A 19,699-nucleotide genomic window follows, 5' to 3' on the forward strand; every position below is an offset into this window, starting at 1 on the left:
AAGTCCGGTCCTGCTGTCTGAGCGCAGCGAGTTCAGGACCGGCCGGTGAAAACACCCGGAGCGAGGGAAGCCCGAAGGGCCGAGACGGCGGGGCACGCTTCTTTGCTTCCTTTCTTGTCGTGCAACAAGAAAGGAAGTCGCCCGCCGGGGCGAAATCCCGGCCGGTCGAGGCCTGAAGTCCCGGCTACCGTAAGACAGTCATAGGCCCGAGTTGCCCCCCAGCAAGCCCCTCACCCATACTCCCTCCATCAAATCCGGATGGAGCAAACCAATGCGCGTCGGCATCCCCCGCGAGATCAAGAACCACGAATACCGCGTCGGCCTCGCACCAGCCGGAGTAAGTGAGCTCGTCGCGCATGGCCACGAAGTCATCGTCGAAACCGGCGCCGGACTCGGCATAGGGGCCGACGACGCGGCCTACGCAGAAGCCGGCGCGCGCATCGCCGAAACCGCACAGGAAGTCTTCGACAGCGCCGAGCTGATCATCAAGGTCAAGGAACCCCAAGCGCAGGAGCGCAAGTGGCTGCGCGCAGGGCAAATGTTGTTCACCTACCTGCATCTGGCACCGGACCCGGAACAGGCGCGTGAGCTGCTCGCCAGCGGCGTCACCGCCATCGCCTATGAAACCGTCACCGGCCCGGGCAACTCGCTTCCGCTGCTCGCGCCGATGTCCGAAATCGCCGGACGCATGAGCATCCAGGCCGGCGCGCACTGCCTGGAAAAGGCCTCCGGCGGGCGCGGCGTGTTGCTCGGCGGCGCAGCCGGCGTGGAACCGGGGCATGTGGTGGTGCTCGGCGCCGGCATGGTCGGGTTGAATGCAACGGAGGTCGCGCTGGGCATGGGCGCACGCGTGACCGTGATCGACCGCAGCCTCGACGCCCTGCGCCGCGTCGGCGAACGTTTTGATCGCCGCGCGACGACACTGCATTCGAATCGCGAAGCGATTGCTCAGGCGCTGGTTGCGGCCGATCTGGTCATCGGCGGCGTGCTGATTCCGGGCGCTTCAGCGCCGAAGCTCGTGACGCGCGAGATGGTGGCCGGCATGGCGCCGGGCAGCGTCATCGTCGATGTCGCGATCGACCAGGGCGGCTGCTGCGAAACCTCGCGTCCGACTACTCACGACGAGCCAATCTACATGGAAGAAGGCGTGGTGCATTACTGCGTCGCCAACATGCCCGGCGCGGTGGCGCGCACCGCCACGCAGGCGCTCAACGCCGCCACGCTGCCGCATGTGCTCGCGCTGGCCAACAAGGGCTGGCGCCGCGCCTGCGCCGATGATCCACATCTGGCCGCCGGCCTCAACGTGCACGGCGGCAACATTACCCACGCGCAGGTCGCTCATGCCCTCGGCATGCCGATGAACGCGATCGCGTGAAGTGGCAAGCGGCCATGCTGGCGGCTTGACGCAAACGGGGTTATCTTCTGGCAATGGTTTTTCCAGGGCGCAGCGTTGAGAACAGCCCCGCACTTTGACCCGACAGGAGAACGAACATGAAGTCATTTACCGCACTGGCCGCAGCACTGGCCGTCGTCGGCAGCCTTTCAGCCGGTCCCGTTGCTGCACAGCAGAAATTCGTCACCATCGGAACCGGCGGTGTCACCGGCGTGTACTACGCGGCCGGCGGCGCGATCTGCCGCCTCATGAATGCCGGCCGCAAGGAACACGGCATTCGCTGTTCGGTCGAGAGCACCGGCGGCTCGGTCTACAACCTCAACACCCTGCGCGCCGGTGAGCTGGACTTCGGCGTCGCGCAGTCCGACTGGCAGTACCACGCCTTCAACGGATCGAGCAGCTTCAAGGACGCAGGCGCCAACAAGGACCTGCGCGCAGTGTTCTCGCTGCACCCCGAGCCGTTCACCGTGGCGGTGCGCCCGGACGCCGGCGTGACGAAGTTCGAGGACCTGAAAGGCAAGCGCTTCAACGTCGGCAACCCCGGCTCCGGTACACGCGCCTCGCTCGATCTGCTGCTGGCCGAGATGGGCTGGGGCATTGACGCCTTCTCGCTGGCTTCCGAGCTTCGCCCGGACGAACACGGCGCAGCGCTGTGCGACAACCGCATCGACGGTTTCTTCTACGGCGTCGGCCACCCCTCGGCCAACATCCAGGACCCGACCACCACCTGCGGTGCCAAGCTGGTACCGCTGACCGGCGCGGCCGTCGACAAGCTGGTGGCCGAGCGCCCCTTCTACGCCAAAGTGGAAATCCCCGGCGGCCTGTACAACGCCAACCCGAACGCAACCCCGACCTACGGCGTGCTGGCGACCTTCGTGACCTCGGCCTCGACGTCCGATGACGTGGTCTACACCATGGTCAAGGCCGTGTTCGAGAACTTCGAAGACTTCAAGAAGCTGCATCCGGCCTTCGCGCACCTGAAGGCCGAGGACATGATCAAGAACGGTCTGTCCGCGCCGCTGCATGACGGCGCCGTGAAGTACTACAAGGAAAAGGGCTGGATGTAAGCCCGCCTTCGCGTCGGCCCGCGTCGGCGCGCGCAATACGACACGAGAACGGCGGCAGTTGATCCTGCCGCCGTTTTCACTGAACGCCCCGAGCACGGAGAGACACGACCATGGCCGACCCGAGCACGCGCGCCGCCGATCATGAATTGAGCGAGGATGAACTGCGCCACATCGTCGCCGAGGCCGACTCCGGCGGACGACGACCGACCGGCATGGCCGAATCGCTGCTGGTGGCCGTCGCGCTGGCGTGGTCGCTGTTCCAGCTGTGGGTGGCGTCACCCCTGCCCTTCTCGCTCGGCGTGCTGGTGTTCAACGACACCGAAGTGCGCTCCATCCACCTCGCCTTCGCCTGCTTTCTGGCCTTCGCCGCCTATCCGGCGATGAAGCGCTCGCCGCGCGACTACGTTCCGGTCACCGACTGGCTGCTCGGCCTGGCCGCAGCCTTCTGCGCGGGCTACCTGTTCCTGTTCTACAGCGAGCTGTCGACACGCCCCGGCTTGCCGACCACCTTCGACCTGATCGCGGCCGTCGCCGGACTTACCCTGCTGCTCGAAGCGGCGCGCCGCGCGCTGGGCCTGCCGATGGTGATCCTGGCCGTGGTGTTCATGGTGTACATCTTCTTCGGCCCCTACATGCCGGACATGATCGCGCACCGTGGCGCCTCGCTGAACAAGGGCATGAGCCACCTGTGGCTGGGCACCGAAGGCGTGTTCGGCGTGGCGGTCGGCGTATCGGCCGGCTTCATCTTCCTGTTCGTGCTGTTCGGTGCGCTGCTGGAGACGGCGGGCGCCGGCAACTACTTCATCAAATCGGCCATCGCTCTGCTCGGCCACCTGCGCGGCGGGCCGGCCAAGGCAGCGGTGGTGGCTTCGGCCGCCACCGGCCTGATCTCCGGCTCGTCGATCGCCAACGTGGTAACGACCGGCACCTTCACGATCCCGCTGATCAAGAAGGTCGGCTACCGAGCCGACAAAGCCGCCGCGGTGGAGGTGGCGTCCTCGGTGAACGGCCAGCTCATGCCACCGGTGATGGGCGCGGCGGCCTTCCTGATGGTCGAGTACGTCGGCATCCCCTACACCCAGGTGCTCAAGCACGCCATCGTGCCGGCCCTGATCTCGTATATCGCGCTGTTCTACATCGTGCATCTGGAGGCCATGAAGGCCGACCTGCAGGGTCTGCCGCGGCGCGAGGAGTTACTGCTGAAGAACGTCTTCGTGTCTACGACGCTGACGATCTCGGGGCTGATCATTCTCGCGGCCGTCGTGTATTGGGGCTTCGGCTGGATCAAGAACGTGACGGGCGACGCCTCGACGCTGTTCATCGGGCTGGTGTTGCTTGCTGCCTACGTCGCGGTGATCCGCTATTCGGCGCGCTACCCCGAACTGCACATGGACGACCCCAACGCGCCGATCGAATACCTGCCCGAGATCGGGCCGACGCTCAAATCCGGCCTGCACTTCCTGCTGCCGGTCGCAGCGCTGATCTGGAACCTGATGGTCGAGCAGCTCTCACCGGCGCTGTCGGCCTTCTGGGCGACGATGTTCCTGATCTTCATCCTGGTCACGCAGCGTCCGCTGTTCGCGCTGTTCCGCAAGCAGGGCGACACGGCCGGCGCCGTGCGCCAGGGCCTCGGCGACCTGTTCAGCGGGCTGGTCACCGGCGCGCGCAACATGATTGCGATCGCGATCGCCACGGCCGCCGCCGGCATCATCGTCGGCACCGTCACGCTCACAGGCATCGGGCTGGTCATGACCGAGTTGGTCGAGGCGCTGTCCGGCGGCAATCTGATGGTGATGCTGGTGCTGGTGGCGCTGATCTGTCTGGTGCTCGGCATGGGTCTGCCGACCACCGCCAACTACATCGTGGTGTCGTCGCTGATGGCGCCGGTCATCGTCGCACTCGGCGCGCAGAACGGCCTGCTGGTGCCGCTCATCGCGGTGCACCTGTTCGTGTTCTATTTCGGGCTGATGGCAGACGTCACACCGCCAGTAGGGCTGGCCTCCTACGCCGCCGCCGGCATCGCCAACAGCGATCCGATCCGCACCGGCCTGACGGCCTTCGGCTACAGCGCGCGCACCGCCATCCTGCCGTTCATGTTCATCTTCAACACCGAACTGTTGCTGATCGGCATCACCAGCTGGTGGCATCTGGCCCTGACCATCTCCATGGCCACCGTTGCCAGCCTGTGCTTCGCGGCCGGCACCCAGGGCTGGTTCCTGACGCGCAACCGCTGGCATGAAGCAGCATTGCTGATACTGGTCACCTTCAGCCTGTTCCGCCCCGGTTTCTGGATGGACCAGCTCTACCCGCCTTATGACGAGCTGCCGCCGACCGAGCTGAACCAGCTGGTCGAACAGGCTCCGCCGAACGGCAGTCTGCGCCTGTGGGTGGAAGGGCTGTCGATCGAGGGCAACGAGATCTCGCGCGGCGTGCTGCTGCCGCTCGGCGAGCCAGCGGCCAGCGCACGTGAGCGGCTGGCCGCCGCGGGCGTCAACGTGATGGATTTCGCCGGCCAGGTGCAGGTCTCGATGGTGCGTTTCGGCAGCGCTGCCGAGCGTCTCGGCCTGGAGCAAGGGCTGGCAATCACACGCATCGAAGTGCCCGCCGACGACCGCCCGAGCAAGGACTGGATCTACCTGCCGGCACTTGCATTGCTGGCGTTGGTAATGTGGTTGCAGCGCGGGCGGATGCGGCGCCCATCCGAGGCGACGGGGTAGACAAGGCAAGCTCATCTACCCCGTGCGGCATGCCGGGCCTACACGATGCCGCGCAACTCCCGCAGCAGCACGGACAGGCTGGCGACGTCCGGCGTCACGCCGCGTGCCTCGGTGACCAGCGCGCGGTAACGCGCCAGACGCTCGCCGCCCGCCTCGATGAAGGCCGAGACGCAGGCCTCGACGCCCTCGTCATAGCTCAGGGCCTGCGCCACCAGACGCCGCGCCTCGGCCGCAAGATCGGCGCGCAAGGCGCTGCGCGCCAGCGATGGCCAGCGCGCGTCACTTTGCAGCGCGTCGATCTGCGCGCTGATCCACGGCAGATCCAGCTCGGCGCCGATCGCGAAGTACACGCGTCCGACGGCGGCATCGTCACGGTCCTGCTCACGCGCCAGCTCGACGATGTCGAGCGCCGGACGCAACCAGCGCAGGCCTGCGACACGCTCCGCCACGGCCTGCGGCACGCCGTCCGCCACATGCTCGGCAGCCGCTTCCGTCAGAGACTCCCGCTCACCGGGGGTCAGCAATTGCGGCAATTCTTCCGCCAGCTTCGCCACACCGGGACCAAAGGCCTCGACCGTGGCCGACAGCTCGTCCAGCCAGCGCGGCGCACGCAGCAGCCACAAGGTGGCGCTGCGCGAGAGCTTGAGCGCCTCGATCAGCAGCACGTTCTGGCGTTCGGCCGGAACCTGGTTGTCGAGGGCCTCGATGTCGCGCCATACGGGGATCAGTGAAAAGATCTCGCGTACCGCCAGCCAGGCGCGCACAACCTGCGGCGCTGCGTGGCCGGTTTCGTCCCGGATGCGGTCGACAAAGCTCGCGCCGACGCGGTTGAGCATGGTGTTGACGACATGCGTGGCGACGATCTCGCGGCGCAAGGCGTGGCGGCCGATGGCCTCGAAGTAATGTTCGCGCAGCGGCTGGGGAAAATAGCGCCACAGTGCGCCGGCCACCCAGGTGTCGTCGGGCACGTCGGAGGCCAGCACCTCGTCGTACAGCTCGATCTTGGCGTAGGCCAGCAGCACCGCCAGTTCCGGCGCAACCAGCCCGCCGCCGGCGGCGCGACGCTCGACCAGCTCCTCGTCAAGCGGCAGGTATTCGAGTTTGCGATTGAGCCGGCCAGCATGGGCCAGACGGCGCAGCGTGCCGGCGTGCTCGTCGAGCACCTGCGCGGCGCCGGTGCCCATCATCTCCAGCACCTGCCCCTGACCGTAGTTGTCACGCAGCACCAGTTGCGCAACCTCTTCGGTCATTTCTTCGAGCAAGGCGTCACGCGCCTCGCGCTCAAGTTCGCCCGCGCGCACGACCTCGCCGAGCAGGATCTTGATGTTCACCTCGTGATCCGAGCAGTCGACACCACCGGAATTGTCGATGGCGTCGGTATAGATGCGCCCGCCGGCCAGCGCGTATTCGATGCGCCCGCGCTGCGTGAAGCCGAGGTTGCCGCCCTCACCGACCACCTGTGCGCGCAGTTCGCCACCATCGACGCGCACCGCGTCATTGGCGCGGTCGCCCACGTCCGCATCGCTCTCCACGGCGGCTTTCACATAAGTGCCGATGCCGCCGTTGTAGAGCAGGTCGACCGGCGCACGCAGGATGGCCTGGATGAGGTCGGCCGGCGTCATGCGTTCGGCATCAACCTCGAGCAAAGCGCGCACTTCTGGCGACAGCGGCACAGATTTGGCGCTGCGCGGCCACACCCCGCCGCCGGCTGAAATCAGCGATTTGTCGTAGTCGTCCCAGTTCGAGCGCGGCAGTGCAAACAGGCGCGCGCGCTCGTCCCACGACTTGGCAGCATCGGGCTCAGGATCGATGAAGATGTGGCGGTGGTCGAAGGCGGCGACCAGCCGGATGTGCTTGGACAGCAGCATGCCGTTGCCGAACACGTCGCCCGACATGTCGCCGATGCCGGCCACCGTGAAGTCCTCGCGCTGGATGTCGCGCCCCATCGCGCGGAAGTGGCGCTTGACCGACTCCCACGCGCCGCGCGCGGTGATGCCCATCTTCTTGTGGTCGTAGCCGGCCGAGCCGCCCGAGGCAAAGGCATCGCCGAGCCAGAAACCGTACTCGGCCGCAACCGCGTTGGCATGGTCGGAAAAGGTCGCCGTGCCCTTGTCGGCGGCAACCACCAGATACGGGTCATCGGCATCGTGGCGCACGACATCGGCCGGCGGCACCACGGCGCCATCGACCAGGTTGTCGGTGAGGTCGAGCAGACCCGACAGGAACAGCCGGTAGCACGCCAGACCTTCGGCCTGCAGCGCCTCACGGCCACCCTCGCTCGGCGGGTTGCGCACGACGAAGCCACCCTTGGAGCCGACCGGCACGATCACCGCGTTCTTGACGATCTGCGCCTTGACCAGGCCGAGCACCTCGGTGCGGAAATCCTCCATGCGGTCGGACCAGCGCAGGCCGCCCCGCGCCACCTTGCCGCCGCGCAGATGCACGCCTTCGACGCGCGGCGAGGACACGAAGATCTCGAACATCGGCCGCGGCTCGGGCAGGCCCGGAACGGCCTGCGGATCAAGCTTGAAGGACAGCACGGCGCGCGGCGAACCATCCTCGCGCCTCGCGAACCAGTTGGTGCGCAGCGTCGCGGTGATGAGCGCCAGGAACTGACGCAGGATGCGATCCTCGTCGAGGCTTTGCACCGCCTCCAACTCGTGTTCGATCTGGCTGCGGATGTGCTCGCAATCGGTGTCGCGGTCGGTCTCGCCGGCCGGGTCGAGGCGCCGCGCGAACAGCGCCACCAAGGCGCGCGCAATGCGCGGCTGCGCCGCCAGCGCCTGTTCCATGTAGGCCTGGCTGAACGGGAAGTTCGCCTGACGCATGTAGCGCGCATAGGCGCGCAGCACCCCCACCTCTCGCCACGTCAGGCCGGCAAGCAGTGTCAGGCGGTTGAATTCGTCGTTGTCGGCCTCACCGCGCCAGATGCGCCGGAAGGCTTCCTCGAACAAGGGGCGCAAGCGCTCGACATCAGGCTCCGCGCCGGCCGGCAGATCGAGTCCGAAATCGTGAATCCAGGCGCGCGCACCATCGGCCAGCAGCAGTTGCGCCGGCCGCTCGTCGGTGACGGTCACCCCCATGCGTTCGAGCATGCGCAGGCTGCGTGACAGCGACACCGGCGCGTCAAGGCGATACAACTTGAAGCGCAGCCTTGAGCTGGCGCCAGTCTGCGGACGGAACAGGTGCAGGCCGAGGTCGTCCGCGCCGCCCAGTGCGTCCAGCAGAGTCAGGTCAGACACCGCTTCCTCGGCGTCGGTCTGCTCGCGATAGCCGGCTGGAAAGGCCTCTCCCCAGCGGTTCGACAGCTCGAGGCCGCGTGTCTCACCGTGCTCGGCGATCAAGGCGCCGCGCAAGGCATCCTGCCAGCGGCGCGAGGCTTCGACGATGCGCCCCTCGATCTCGGCCGGGTCGTGCGCCGGAATCGACCCATGCGTACGGATGGTGAACAGGATGCGCGCCAGCGGCGCATCCGAGAGCACCACGTCGAAGTCCACCGCAGCGCCGTCAAACGCATCCATCAGCACACTCTGGATGCGCTTGCGCTGCTCGGTGTCGTAATGCTCGCGCGGCACATAGACCAGGCACGAGACGAAACGCCCGAACGGATCACAGCGCAGGAACAGCCGTGTGCGCTGACGCTCGCCCAGCTTGAGGATGCCGATGGCGTGCTCGAACAGGGTATCGACGTCGATCTGGAACAATTCGTCGCGCGGATAGCGTTCGAGGATCACGCGCATGGCCTTGTCGGCATGGCTGCCGCGCAGCAGGCCGGCGCGCTCAACCACCGCAGCCACTTTGCGCCGCAGCACTGGAACGTCCCACGGACTCGCGCTGTAGGCCGTCGACGCAAACAGGCCAAGGATGCGGCGCTCGCCCAGCACACGCCCCTGCGCATCGATATTGCGTACGGCGATCAGGTCGGCGTGCCCGGCGCGGTGCACCGACGCGCGCGTGGCGGATTTGGTGATGGCCAGCAGCGGCGCCTGGGCGGCTTGCGCCCGCAGTGCTTCGGGCAGCGCGGCAAAGCTCGCCGAAGCGGCTTCGTTGCCCTGCTCGCGCAACACGCCGAGACCCGACCCAGCTTCGATATCGAGGCGCTCACCCGCGCCGACGAGTCGGTAATCGCGACATCCCAACAGCACGAAATTGTCGGCCATCAACCATTCGAGCAGGGCGCGGGTTTCATCCGCCTCGTCGTCACCCGAGGCCAGCCCCTGTGCGATTCCGGCCACGCGCTCACGCATGGCCGGCCAGTCGCCAACCACCGCGCGCACGTCGGCCAACACATCGGCGATGCCTCGCGCAAGATCGGCGCGGGCCGCCTCGTCGCCGAGCCGGTCGACCTCGATATGCATCACGGACTCGCGCAGGCCACCCTCGCCACCGACTTCCTGCAGGCTGCCGTCGCTCGCGCGCTGCAACTGCAGCACCGGGTGCACGAACAGATGCACGCCGAGGCCGCGCCGGGTCAGCTCCATGCCGACCGAATCGACCAGAAAAGGCATGTCGTCGTTGATGATGCGCAAGACGCTGTGCGGGGTATTCCAGCCCTGCTGGTCCGCCGCCGGATTCTCGACGCTTACGCTCGGCACGCCGGGAGACCGACGTTGCAAGGCGCGCCACAGCGCCAGCGCGGCGCCCGCCAGATCGGCTGGCGAGCGGTCGGCGAGGTCGTTGCCGGAAAAACCGTCGAGCCAGGCACGCACCACACGGGCGGCGTACTCATGTTCGGACTGCGGAAGGGACTGGAGAAACAAGGCAGCGGCCTGATCGGCCACTGATACGACTTCACTGCTTCGGGTCATATGCGCTCCGCTCGGAAAGCCAGCGCGGCCGCGGCCCAGCTCAGATCAGCGAGGGGCCGGAAACGATGCGCTCGGCGTCCTTTTCGGTGATGGGAATCGTGGCATTAGCAATCACGTGGGCAACCAGCCATTCGCGCAGACGATCCTTGCCATCCGCCTCGAAGGCCTCGAACACGCAACCGGACTGCAGGCCATTGGCCCCTGCAAAGCAGTTGGCCACTTTCACCGTACCACGTATCTCGTCCGGCACTGCAGCACGGCGCAGCACCACCTGCATGCGCCGCCCGATCTCGAGGCTGCCGGGCACGCCAAAGCCTTCGAGCGAGAGATCAGACAGCGGCTGACGCTCGCCTTCCAGCACGGCCCAGAAACATTCGCTGCCGCGGCGCAAGGCGAGAAAACGCTGCTTGCCGCGGCGCTCGCCGCCCTGGCTGGCGCTTTCTTGCACAGCCTCTTCTCGTGCTTCCTGGGTCATTCACGTCCCCATGGCGATGTTGTCGACTCCGGCACAAGCCGGGCGATGACAAAGGTATAGGTCCGTGCGCCGACTGACAAGCGTCGTACGCTCACGCGCTCTTGCGAATGCGCTCGATGAGTTGATCGACCACTCGCAGGGTGTCAGCGTGTGAGCCGGCCATGGTGGCCGAGGTCAGATAGCGGCCGCCAACCGCCATGGTGGGCACGCCCTGGATACGGTAAGTGCGCGCGAGCTGGTCGGCGCGCTGTACCAGGCCCTGGATGGCGAAAGAGTTGTAAGTGTCCATGAACATCTGGGTATCGACGCCCGTGCTGCCGATCCAGTCGCGCACTTCAGGCTCGGTGAACAACGGCCGCTTCTGATCCTGCAACGCGGCGAAGATCTCCGGCTCGACCTGGTCAAGCACACCCGCACGTTCCGCCGCGTAGTACAGCCGAGCCAGCGCGCGCAGCTGTTCGCGGCCCCAGATGGCCGGCACCGGCGTGAAGCTGACGTCGGCGGGCAGCGTCTTCTTCCACGCCTTGATCAGCGGATAGAAATCGCGGCAGTGCGGGCAGCCGTAATGGAAGAATTCCAGCACCTCGATCTTGCCGCTGGCGTCCTGCGGCACCGGCGTCGGCAGAACCTGGAACGGTTCCTTGGCGAGCAGTACGGTCGGAGTGGCGGAAAGGGCTGCAAAGGCAGCGGTGCTCTTGAGCATGAGACGGCGGTTCATGTCGATCGTCTTCCTCATCAGTTCGGATACGGACATCGGACTGTCGCGCGCAACGCGGGGTTCCGCGCGGCAGACAAATTAGGGGTTGGCCTGCACGACGTTGCCCGACACACCGGCCGCTGCCAGGCGCGAACGCACCGACGTCATGTCCTCGGGCCGCGCGAAGGGGCCGACACGTACGCGGTGCACGGTGCGCCCGTCGTCAAGTTGGGTACGCTGGGCAACGGCCTCGATACCGTTGAGCGCGAGCAGGGCTTTCATGTTGTCGGCCTCGGCCGGATCTTCGAAGGCCCCGACCTGCAGGTATAGGCGGTCCACGCGCGGTGGCGGCTGGCCGGTCGACGTGGTGGCCGGCGCCTGCACCGGTACCGGTGTTGGCGCGGCAACCCCGCCTTCACCCTGCGGCAGTACCGTATAGAAATCGAAGTCGCGGCTGGTCCGGACCGGACGATCGCCGGGTTTGCCAGGCAACGCCACCGGCTCAAGACCAGTGCCGATCGGCACCGCAACCCGCTGAGGCGTCTGGAACGGCGAGGTGCGCGTCAGCAACCAGGCCGAACCCGCCGCCAGCAGCGCACCAAGCGCCAGCCCGACGAGCAGACCGGTGATCACCCCGTTGCCCTTGCGGGGGGCTTTCGCAGTCAGTCTGCGTGGCGTGCGGCGGGGCGAGGAATCACGAGCCATGGGGCCCTCCGAAGGGTTTACATCGACTCCGGCGCGGAAACACCGAGCAGGGACAGACCGTTGGCGAGCACGCGACGCACGGCGCTCGCCAGCGCCAGTCGGGCCAGTTTGACGGCCTCGTCATCGACCAGCATGCGCTCGGCGTTGTACCAAGCGTGGAAATCGCCAGCCAGATCCTTGAGGTAGAACGCGATCTGGTGCGGCGCGTAATCCCCGGCGGCATTCTGCACCAGTTCGGCGAAGGCGCCGAGCCGCGCGCACAACGCCAGCTCGCGCTCGCCCGACAGCGGCGTCAGGTCGACGTCATTCAGGTCGGACTCGCTGCCGCCCCACTGCGACAGCACCGAGCACACGCGAGCGTGGGCGTACTGGATGTAATACACCGGGTTCTCGTTGCTCTGGCTCTTGGCCAGATCAAGGTCGAAATCCAGATGCTGGTCACTCTTGCGCAACACGTAGAAGAAACGGCAGGCGTCGTTGCCGACCTCGCGGCGCAGCTCGCGCAGCGTCACGAAGTCACCCGAGCGGGTGGACATCGAGGCCTTCTGGCCGTTGCGGTACAGCACCGCGAACTGCACCAGCGAGACTTCCAGCTTCTCGGGCGGCAGGTCGAGCGCGGTGATAGCGCCCTTCACGCGGGCGATGTAGCCGTGGTGGTCGGCACCCCAGATGTCGATGACACGGTCGAAGCCACGCTCGTACTTGTTCACGTGATACGCAATGTCCGACGCGAAATAGGTGAATTGCCCGTTCTCGCGCTGCACGACGCGATCCTTCTCGTCCCCGAAATCGGTCGAGCGGAACCACTTCGCGCCGTTCTGCACGTAAATGTGGCCGCGCCGCTCCAACTCTTCCACCGCGCGCGCCACCAGCCCGGTATCGAACAGGCTTTTCTCCGAGAACCACTGGTCGAAATGCACGCCGAACTCGCCCAGATCCTCGCGGCAATCACCGAGCTGCTCGTTCAGCGCAAAGCCATGCACCCAGCCATAGTCATCGCCGAGCAGGCGCTTGGCGTTGGCGATCAGCGCATCCAGATGCTGTTCCCGCTGGCGGCCCGCGTCATCGTCTTTGCGGGCGGCATCGGGCAGACCGGGCGTACCGGCCAGTACGTCGGCTGCGGTTATCCTGGCGAAGCGATCCTGATGCGCGGCATACAACTCGCGGCCCATGGCCAACACGTATTCGCCCTGATAGCCGTTGGGCGGGAACGGCACCTCGATGTCGAACAGCGCCAGATAGCGCAGCCAGGTCGACAGCGCAAGGATGTCCATCTGCCGGCCGGCATCGTTGATGTAGTACTCGCGGGTCACGTCGTAGCCGGCGAAATCCAGCACCGAGCACAGCGAAGCCCCGTAAGCCGCGCCCCGGCCGTGACCGACGTGCAGCGGGCCGGTGGGGTTGGCGGAGACGAACTCGACCTGCACCTTCATGCTCTTGCGCTCACCACGCCCGAAAGCCTCGCCGCGCGCCAACACCTCACGCACCACCGAAGTCTTGGCATCGGACGCCAGCGTGAAATTGATGAAGCCGGCACCCGCGATCTCGACCTTGGAAACCAGATCCGACTTCGGCAGCTCCTGCATCAGCAAGGCCGCCAACTCACGCGGATTGCGCCGCATCGGCTTGGCCAGCTGCAGCGCAAGGTTGGTGGCGAAATCGCCGTGACCCGCCTGCTTGGGGCGCTCGAGATGGATCGGCGTATCGACCTGATCAGGGGCAACACTGGCGAGCGCGGCGCGCAGCAGTTCGGCGAGTTGGATTCTGGGTTCGGCGCTCATGGCACTCGGATGCTTGGAAAAGGGCGTAATTATAACGGATCGCAGGGCCTCATCCGGCTCCAACGCGGTTCCGCCGGCACGGCTTTCCGGCTAAAGTCGCAGCTTTTCCCCATTGCCTGAGCCACCGTGCGCATTTTTCGCCTTGCCAGGATCATTCTTGTAAGCCTTCGCTTCGGGCTCGACCGCATCGCGCTCGACGTCGACGCCAGTGGTCGCCTGGCCAAGGTGTGGCGCGTTTTCTTCTTCTGGCGCAACTTCTCCGAGCCGCGTGCGGTGCGCCTGCGTCGCGCGCTCGAGTCGCTCGGGCCGATCTTCGTGAAGTTCGGCCAGATGCTGTCGACACGGCGCGATTTGCTGCCACCCGACATCGCGGACGAGCTGGCCCTGCTGCAGGACCGCGTGCCGCCCTTCCCGACCGCGCAAGCCGTCGCGCTGTTGGAAGACTTCTACGGCCTGCCGGTCGACGAGGTGTTCCGCCGCTTTGAGCGCGAGCCGGTGGCGTCGGCCTCGGTGGCGCAGGTGCATTTTGCCGAGCTGCCCGACGGCACCGAAGTGGCCATCAAGATCCTGCGACCGGGTATCGAACGCGTCATCGCGCACGACATCGCGCTGCTCGAAAGCGCGGCCATGCTGCTCGACGCGCTGTGGATCGAAGGCCGGCGCCTGAAGCCGCGCGAAGTCGTGGCCGAGTTCTCCAAATACCTCAACGACGAACTCGACCTGATGCGCGAGGCGGCCAACTGCTCGCAGCTGCGGCGCAATTTCGTCGACTCGAAGCTGCTCGTCGTGCCGGAGGTGCACTGGGACTGGTGCGGACGCGGCGTGATGGTGATGGAGCGCATGCACGGTGTGCCGATCTCGCAGAACGAGGCGCTGCTGGCGCAGGGCACGGATCTGTCCGCGCTGTCGCGCGCCGGCGTCGAGATCTTCTTCACGCAGGTCTTCCGCGACGGCTTTTTCCACGCCGACATGCACCCCGGCAACATCCTGGTGCACCGCGACGGGCGCTACATCGCGCTCGATTTCGGCATCATGGGAACGCTCAACGAAGAGGACAAGAACTACCTCGCACAGAACTTCCTGGCCTTCTTCAAGCGCGACTACCGCCGCGTCGCGCTGGCCCACATTGAGGCCGGCTGGGTGCCCGCCAAGACGCGCGTGGAGGATTTCGAGGCGGCCATCCGCACCGTGTGCGAGCCGATCTTCGACCGCCCGCTCAAAGAAATTTCTTTCGGCAAGACCTTGCTGCGGCTGTTTCAGACCGCGCGCCGGTTTGAAATGGAAGTGCAGCCGCAACTCGTACTGCTGCAGAAAACCTTGCTCAACATCGAAGGTCTGGGCCGCCAGCTCGACCCCGATCTCGATCTGTGGAAGACCGCCAAGCCGTTTCTGGAACGCTGGATGGGCGAGCAGATCGGCCTGCGCGGCTTTGCGCGAGCGATGCGCACCGAGGCACCGAACTGGGCCACAACGCTGCCGCAGCTACCGCGCCTGGTGCATACCGCCCTGCTCGACGCCGATCAGCAACGTCGCAGCCGCCAAGCCGAACACGAACGCATTGCCGCCACACAGAAGCGCCAGGGGCGCCTGCTGGCCCTCATCGGCGTGCTGCTGACGGCGTTGGTGGCGCTGGAGATATACGTTCGCCTGACGCCCTGAGTCGGACACTCATCACCCGCCCGCAGCGCGCTCCGGGCTGGCGCAATCATTGCTACACTTTCGCGCACCGAATTTCCGCTCCGCCACCTCTTTACGGATGATGCGCCCATGCTGCTGTGGCTCGTGATTGCCTACCTCGTCGTGTCCGTTGCCATCGGCCTGTATGCCGCCACCCGCGTGCACAACGCGCGTGACTACATCGTGGCCGGGCGCAACCTGCCCTTCGTGTTCGTGCTGGCGATGGTCTTCGCCACCTGGTTCGGCGCCGAAACGGTGCTCGGCATCTCGGCGACCTTCATCGACGAGGGCTTCCGCGGCCTGATCTCCGACCCGCTCGGCGCCTCGCTGTGCCTGGTCCTGTTCGGCCTGATCTTCGCCCGCCCGCTGTACCGCATGAACCTGCTGACGCTCGGCGACTTCTTCCGCGTGCGCTACAACCGCAGCACCGAAGTGGCGCTGTCGCTGGCCATCATCATTTCCTATCTGGGCTGGGTCGGCGCGCAGATGGCGGCGCTCGGGCTGGTCTTCAACGTGCTTTCCGACGGCGCCATCTCGATCAACCAGGGCGTGTTCATCGGCGCCGGCGTGGTGCTGGTCTACACCCTTTTCGGCGGCATGTGGTCGGTGGCACTGACGACCTTCGTGCAGATGATCGTCATCATCCTGGGCCTGCTGTATGTCACCTATCTCGCAGGCGACATGGCCGGTGGCTTCAGCACCGTGATCTCCAAGGCCGCGGCCGAGGGCAAGTTCGAATTCCTGCCCAGCCTCGACATGCTCGACATGCTGGGCTGGATTGCCGCGCTGTTCACCATGGCGCTGGGCTCCATCCCGCAGCAGGACGTGTTCCAGCGCGTCAATGCGTCGAAGAACGAGCGCATCGCGGTGTGGGGCACGACCATCGGCGGCATCTCCTACTTCTTCTTCGCCGCCGTACCGCTGTTTCTGGCCTACTCGGCGACGCTGATCGACCCGGCCATGGTTGCGCAGTTCATGGAAGTCGACTCGCAACTGATCCTGCCCAGCCTGATCGTCAATTACATGCCCTTCGCCGCCCAGGTGGTGTTCTTCGGGGCGCTGCTGTCGGTCATCATGAGTACCGCCTCGGGCACTTTGCTGGCGCCGTCGGTGACCTTCTCCGAGAACATCCTGCACGGCTTCTGGCCGAGCATGACCGATCGCCAGCTGCTCGCCTGCACGCGCGGCGCGGTGGCCGTGTTTGCAGTGTTGGTCGCGGTGTATGCGGTGTCCACCGACGCCACCATCCACCACATGGTCGAAAGCGCCTACCGCATCACGCTGGCCGGCGCCTTCGTGCCGCTGGTTGCTGGCCTGTTCTGGAAGCGCGCCAACAACCTCGGCGCCACGCTGGCCATCGTGCTCGGTATCGGCAGCTGGCTGACGCTGGAGCTGTTCGTGCCGGAAGGCGACATCGAGCCGCAGCTGTTCGGGCTGGTGGTCAGCGCGATCGGCATGGTCATCGGCGGCTACGTCGGCGCGCCGACACACCACCGCCCGCACGCCGGACACCATCACGCCGCCTCGTCCACGCATCACACGCCCCACCCATGACCATGCAGGGGGCGCTCAAGCGGTGAATTTCGACGCCCCGGCGCCGCGCCTGCCGAAGTACCTCGCAGCCTGCAGCGCACTGCTGATCGCCTATGCCAGCCTGTATCCGATCACCGGCTGGCAGGCCAGCGGCCTTCCGCTGTTTGACTATCTGTTTGCCCCGTGGCCCAAGTACCTGAGGGTCGAGGACATGGTGGTCAACGTGCTCGGCTATGTTCCGCTCGGCTTCGTGCTGGCGGCAGCGCTGCCGCGGCGCTGGCACGCCGGCGTGGCGCTGCTGGTCGCAACCGTTGTCGGCAGCCTGTTCAGTTTCGGCATCGAAACCACGCAGAACTTCCTGCCGACCCGCATCTCGTCCAACCTCGACATCGGCTGCAATGCACTGGGCACGTTGATCGGCGCGTTGGCCGCGGCGCTCGGCGGCCGACGCCTGTTCGCCCCCGGCGGCGGCGTTCAGTACTGGCGTGCGCGCAGTTTCGTGCCGGGGCGCACCGGTGATCTGGGCCTGATCCTGCTGGCACTTTGGCTGCTGGCCCAGTCCATGCCGGACAGCGCGCTGTTCGCCGCTGGCGACCTGCGCCGCCTGCTGGCCCTGCCGACCCCGATGCCATTCCATCCCCGACCGTTCTTCACGCTCGAAGCGGCCATGGTTGCGACCGGCCTACTCGCAGTCGGGCTGTTTGCGCGTTGCATGATGCAAATCCCGCGCATCTGGCCGGTACTCGCGCTGCTGACCGCGGGCGTCGCCATCAAGAGCGCCGCGACCACCATGTTCGTTGCCCCCGGCGACGCCTGGCTGTGGCTGACCCCCGGCACCCGCAATGGCCTCATCGCAGGCGCCGTGCTGTTGCTGCCGGCACTGATGCTGCCGCGCATGCTGCAGCACGCACTGGCCGGCATGGCGCTGCTCGGCACAGCAACGCTGGCCAACCTGATCCCCGAGAACCCTTACCTTGCCGGCTCACCGCTGCTCGTGTCGGGCACCTTCCAGAACTTCCACGGCGTCATCCGTCTGCTCTCGGGAGCGTGGCCGTTTCTCGCGCTGGCCTACCTCTCTGCGCTGGGCCTGTGGCGCGGAGAGCACCTCCACGGGCGCTAGAGCCTGTTCCCCGTAGCGCTGGCTACTGGGAACAGGCCCTCAGGGGCCGGCGCTATAATTGCGCTTTGCTCCGGACTGCCGCGCGCCGTCGCGCCCGGCCCCGGACGGAGAACCCGATGAGTTATTTCCGCCACCACGTCTTCTTCTGCTGCAACCAGCGCGCCGAGGGCGAATCCTGCTGCAACGACTACAAGGCCAGTGATCTGCAAGCCTATGCCAAGAACCGCATCGGCGAGCTTGGCCAGAAGGGCCGCGGCAAGGTGCGCATCAACAAGGCCGGCTGCCTTGATCGCTGCGATGAGGGGCCGGTGCTGGTGGTCTACCCTGACAACGTCTGGTACACCTACGTGGATCATGAAGACATCGACGAAATCATTGACGAGCACCTCGTCCATGGTCGCGTCGTGCAACGCCTGAAACTTGGAGATTCCTGATGAACCGTCCCCTTCCGACCGAACAGATCGAGCTCACAGGCCCGGCCGGAAAGATCGACACACTGATCGATGTGCCGCACGAGCCGCGCGGCATCGCGCTGGTCTGCCACCCGCACCCGCTGTTCCAGGGCGCCAACACCAACAAGGTGGCGCACACCCTGGCGCGCAGTTTCCGTGACCTGAACTACGCCACCGTGCGCCCGAACTTCCGTGGCGTCGGCGCCAGCGAAGGCACGCACGACGAAGGCTGGGGCGAGACCGAAGACATGCTGGCGGTGATCGCCTGGGCGCAATCGCGCTGGGGCGCCCTGCCGCTGGCAGTGGCTGGCTTCTCGTTCGGCGCCTTCGTTGCCAACCGCGTGGTGAAGAAGCTCGCCGAGTCGCCGACCCCGGCGCACCGCATTGCGCTGGTCGGAACACCCAGCGGCGAAATGATCGGATCCGACCGCTTCTATGATCTGGACGCGCTGCCCGAGGATGTTCCGACGCTGCTGATCCATGGCGAGAAGGACAACACCTGCCCGCTGCAGAACGTTTTTGACTGGGCCGGGGAACAGGACCTGCCGGTTTCCGTCATACCCGGCGCGGACCATTTCTTTGGTGGCAAACTGCACGTGCTGCGCCGGATCATCGAAGGCAGCTGGGGTCCGCTGTAGTCAGAACCCAAGGAGGCACCATGAAACTCGTCGCAACGCCAACCAGCCCCTACGCCCGCAAGATTCGCGTGATGCTGGCCGAAAAGAAGCTGAATTTCGAGCTGGTCGTCGATTCACCATGGGAGCCGACCAGCACCGTCCCCGAGGTCAACCCGCTGGGCAAGGTGCCGGTGCTGATCACCGATGAAGGCGAGGTGTTCTTCGACTCGCCGGTGATCGCCGGCTGGATCGAGAACCTCTCCGCCGCGCCGCGCCTGATTCCGGCGGATGCGGTCGAGGCCGTGCGGGTGCGCCAACTCGAGGCACTCGCCGACGGCATCACCGATGCAGTCGTCGTCGTGGTGCTGGAAGGCCGCCGGCCCGAGGCGCTGCGCAGCGCCGACGTGGTGGCACGTCAGCAGCAGAAGATCGAGCGCGGCCTCGACCGCCTCGACGAACTCGCCACGGGCCGCAACTGGCTGCATGGCGACGCGATGAGTCTCGGCGACGTTTCCGTTGGTGTGATGGTCGGCTTCATCGAACTGCGCCTGCCGCAACTGCACTGGCAGAACGGTCGGCACAACCTTGAGGCGCTGATCGCTCGACTGTACGAGCGTGAAAGCTTCGCCGACACGGTGCCTCCGGCCGGCTGAACGC

Annotated in this window: 14 protein-coding genes; 9 read left to right on the forward strand and 5 right to left on the reverse strand. The window is 66.3% G+C overall.

The window, feature by feature from the left end; all coding sequences use genetic code 11:
* The first annotated feature begins 271 nt into the window (after positions 1-271).
* From ald to AC6H0N_RS02555, 3 genes are all read left to right on the forward strand, one after another.
* Positions 272-1,375 (forward strand): alanine dehydrogenase, encoded by a 1,104-nt coding sequence (gene ald, locus AC6H0N_RS02545; RefSeq protein ID WP_497572480.1) that lies wholly within the window; start codon positions 272-274, stop codon positions 1,373-1,375.
* Positions 1,376-1,491: 116 nt separating this feature from the next.
* Positions 1,492-2,460 carry a TAXI family TRAP transporter solute-binding subunit gene (locus tag AC6H0N_RS02550; protein WP_497572481.1) on the forward strand — a complete coding sequence of 323 codons (969 nt, stop codon included), beginning with the start codon at positions 1,492-1,494 and terminating at the stop codon, positions 2,458-2,460.
* 110 nt (positions 2,461-2,570) lie between these two features.
* Positions 2,571-5,177 carry a TRAP transporter permease gene (locus tag AC6H0N_RS02555; protein WP_497572482.1) on the forward strand — a complete coding sequence of 869 codons (2,607 nt, stop codon included), beginning with the start codon at positions 2,571-2,573 and terminating at the stop codon, positions 5,175-5,177.
* Positions 5,178-5,215: 38 nt separating this feature from the next.
* Here the strand turns inward: AC6H0N_RS02555 and AC6H0N_RS02560 are convergent, their stop codons facing one another.
* The 5 genes from AC6H0N_RS02560 to AC6H0N_RS02580 form a co-directional block, all read right to left on the reverse strand.
* The gene (locus AC6H0N_RS02560; RefSeq protein ID WP_497572483.1) at positions 5,216-9,985 is read right to left on the reverse strand and encodes an NAD-glutamate dehydrogenase; all 4,770 of its coding nucleotides are present in this window, start codon (positions 9,983-9,985) and stop codon (positions 5,216-5,218) included.
* A gap of 40 nt (positions 9,986-10,025) precedes the next feature.
* Entirely contained in the window at positions 10,026-10,460 is a 435-nt protein-coding gene (locus tag AC6H0N_RS02565) for a PilZ domain-containing protein (protein WP_497572484.1), read from the reverse strand.
* Positions 10,461-10,551: 91 nt separating this feature from the next.
* The gene (locus AC6H0N_RS02570) at positions 10,552-11,178 is read right to left on the reverse strand and encodes a thiol:disulfide interchange protein DsbA/DsbL (protein WP_497572485.1); all 627 of its coding nucleotides are present in this window, start codon (positions 11,176-11,178) and stop codon (positions 10,552-10,554) included.
* Between the two features lie 78 nt (positions 11,179-11,256).
* Positions 11,257-11,862 (reverse strand): SPOR domain-containing protein, encoded by a 606-nt coding sequence (locus tag AC6H0N_RS02575; RefSeq protein WP_497572486.1) that lies wholly within the window; start codon positions 11,860-11,862, stop codon positions 11,257-11,259.
* Positions 11,863-11,879: 17 nt separating this feature from the next.
* Positions 11,880-13,643, reverse strand: a complete 1,764-nt coding sequence (locus AC6H0N_RS02580) for an arginine--tRNA ligase (RefSeq protein WP_497572487.1) — start codon at positions 13,641-13,643, stop codon at positions 11,880-11,882.
* Between the two features lie 126 nt (positions 13,644-13,769).
* On the opposite strand from AC6H0N_RS02580, the gene ubiB reads away from it, so the two are divergent.
* From ubiB to AC6H0N_RS02610, 6 genes are all read left to right on the forward strand, one after another.
* Positions 13,770-15,302: a ubiquinone biosynthesis regulatory protein kinase UbiB gene (gene ubiB / locus AC6H0N_RS02585; RefSeq protein WP_497572488.1), complete on the forward strand. Its 1,533-nt coding sequence runs from the start codon at positions 13,770-13,772 to the stop codon at positions 15,300-15,302.
* A gap of 108 nt (positions 15,303-15,410) precedes the next feature.
* On the forward strand, positions 15,411-16,874 hold the full coding sequence (locus tag AC6H0N_RS02590) for a high affinity choline transporter 1 (RefSeq protein ID WP_497572489.1): 1,464 nt from the start codon (positions 15,411-15,413) through the stop codon (positions 16,872-16,874).
* Between the two features lie 22 nt (positions 16,875-16,896).
* Positions 16,897-17,973 carry a VanZ family protein gene (locus AC6H0N_RS02595; protein ID WP_497572490.1) on the forward strand — a complete coding sequence of 359 codons (1,077 nt, stop codon included), beginning with the start codon at positions 16,897-16,899 and terminating at the stop codon, positions 17,971-17,973.
* Between the two features lie 116 nt (positions 17,974-18,089).
* Positions 18,090-18,407, forward strand: a complete 318-nt coding sequence (locus tag AC6H0N_RS02600) for a (2Fe-2S) ferredoxin domain-containing protein (protein WP_497572491.1) — start codon at positions 18,090-18,092, stop codon at positions 18,405-18,407.
* Positions 18,407-19,063 carry an alpha/beta hydrolase gene (locus AC6H0N_RS02605; RefSeq protein WP_497572492.1) on the forward strand — a complete coding sequence of 219 codons (657 nt, stop codon included), beginning with the start codon at positions 18,407-18,409 and terminating at the stop codon, positions 19,061-19,063. Before AC6H0N_RS02600 ends, AC6H0N_RS02605 begins: the two co-directional genes overlap by 1 nt.
* A gap of 20 nt (positions 19,064-19,083) precedes the next feature.
* Positions 19,084-19,695: a glutathione S-transferase gene (locus AC6H0N_RS02610; protein WP_497572493.1), complete on the forward strand. Its 612-nt coding sequence runs from the start codon at positions 19,084-19,086 to the stop codon at positions 19,693-19,695.
* The last annotated feature ends 4 nt before the right edge of the window (positions 19,696-19,699 follow it).

The sequence above is a fragment of the Pseudazoarcus sp. NS34 genome, assembly GCF_059703725.1.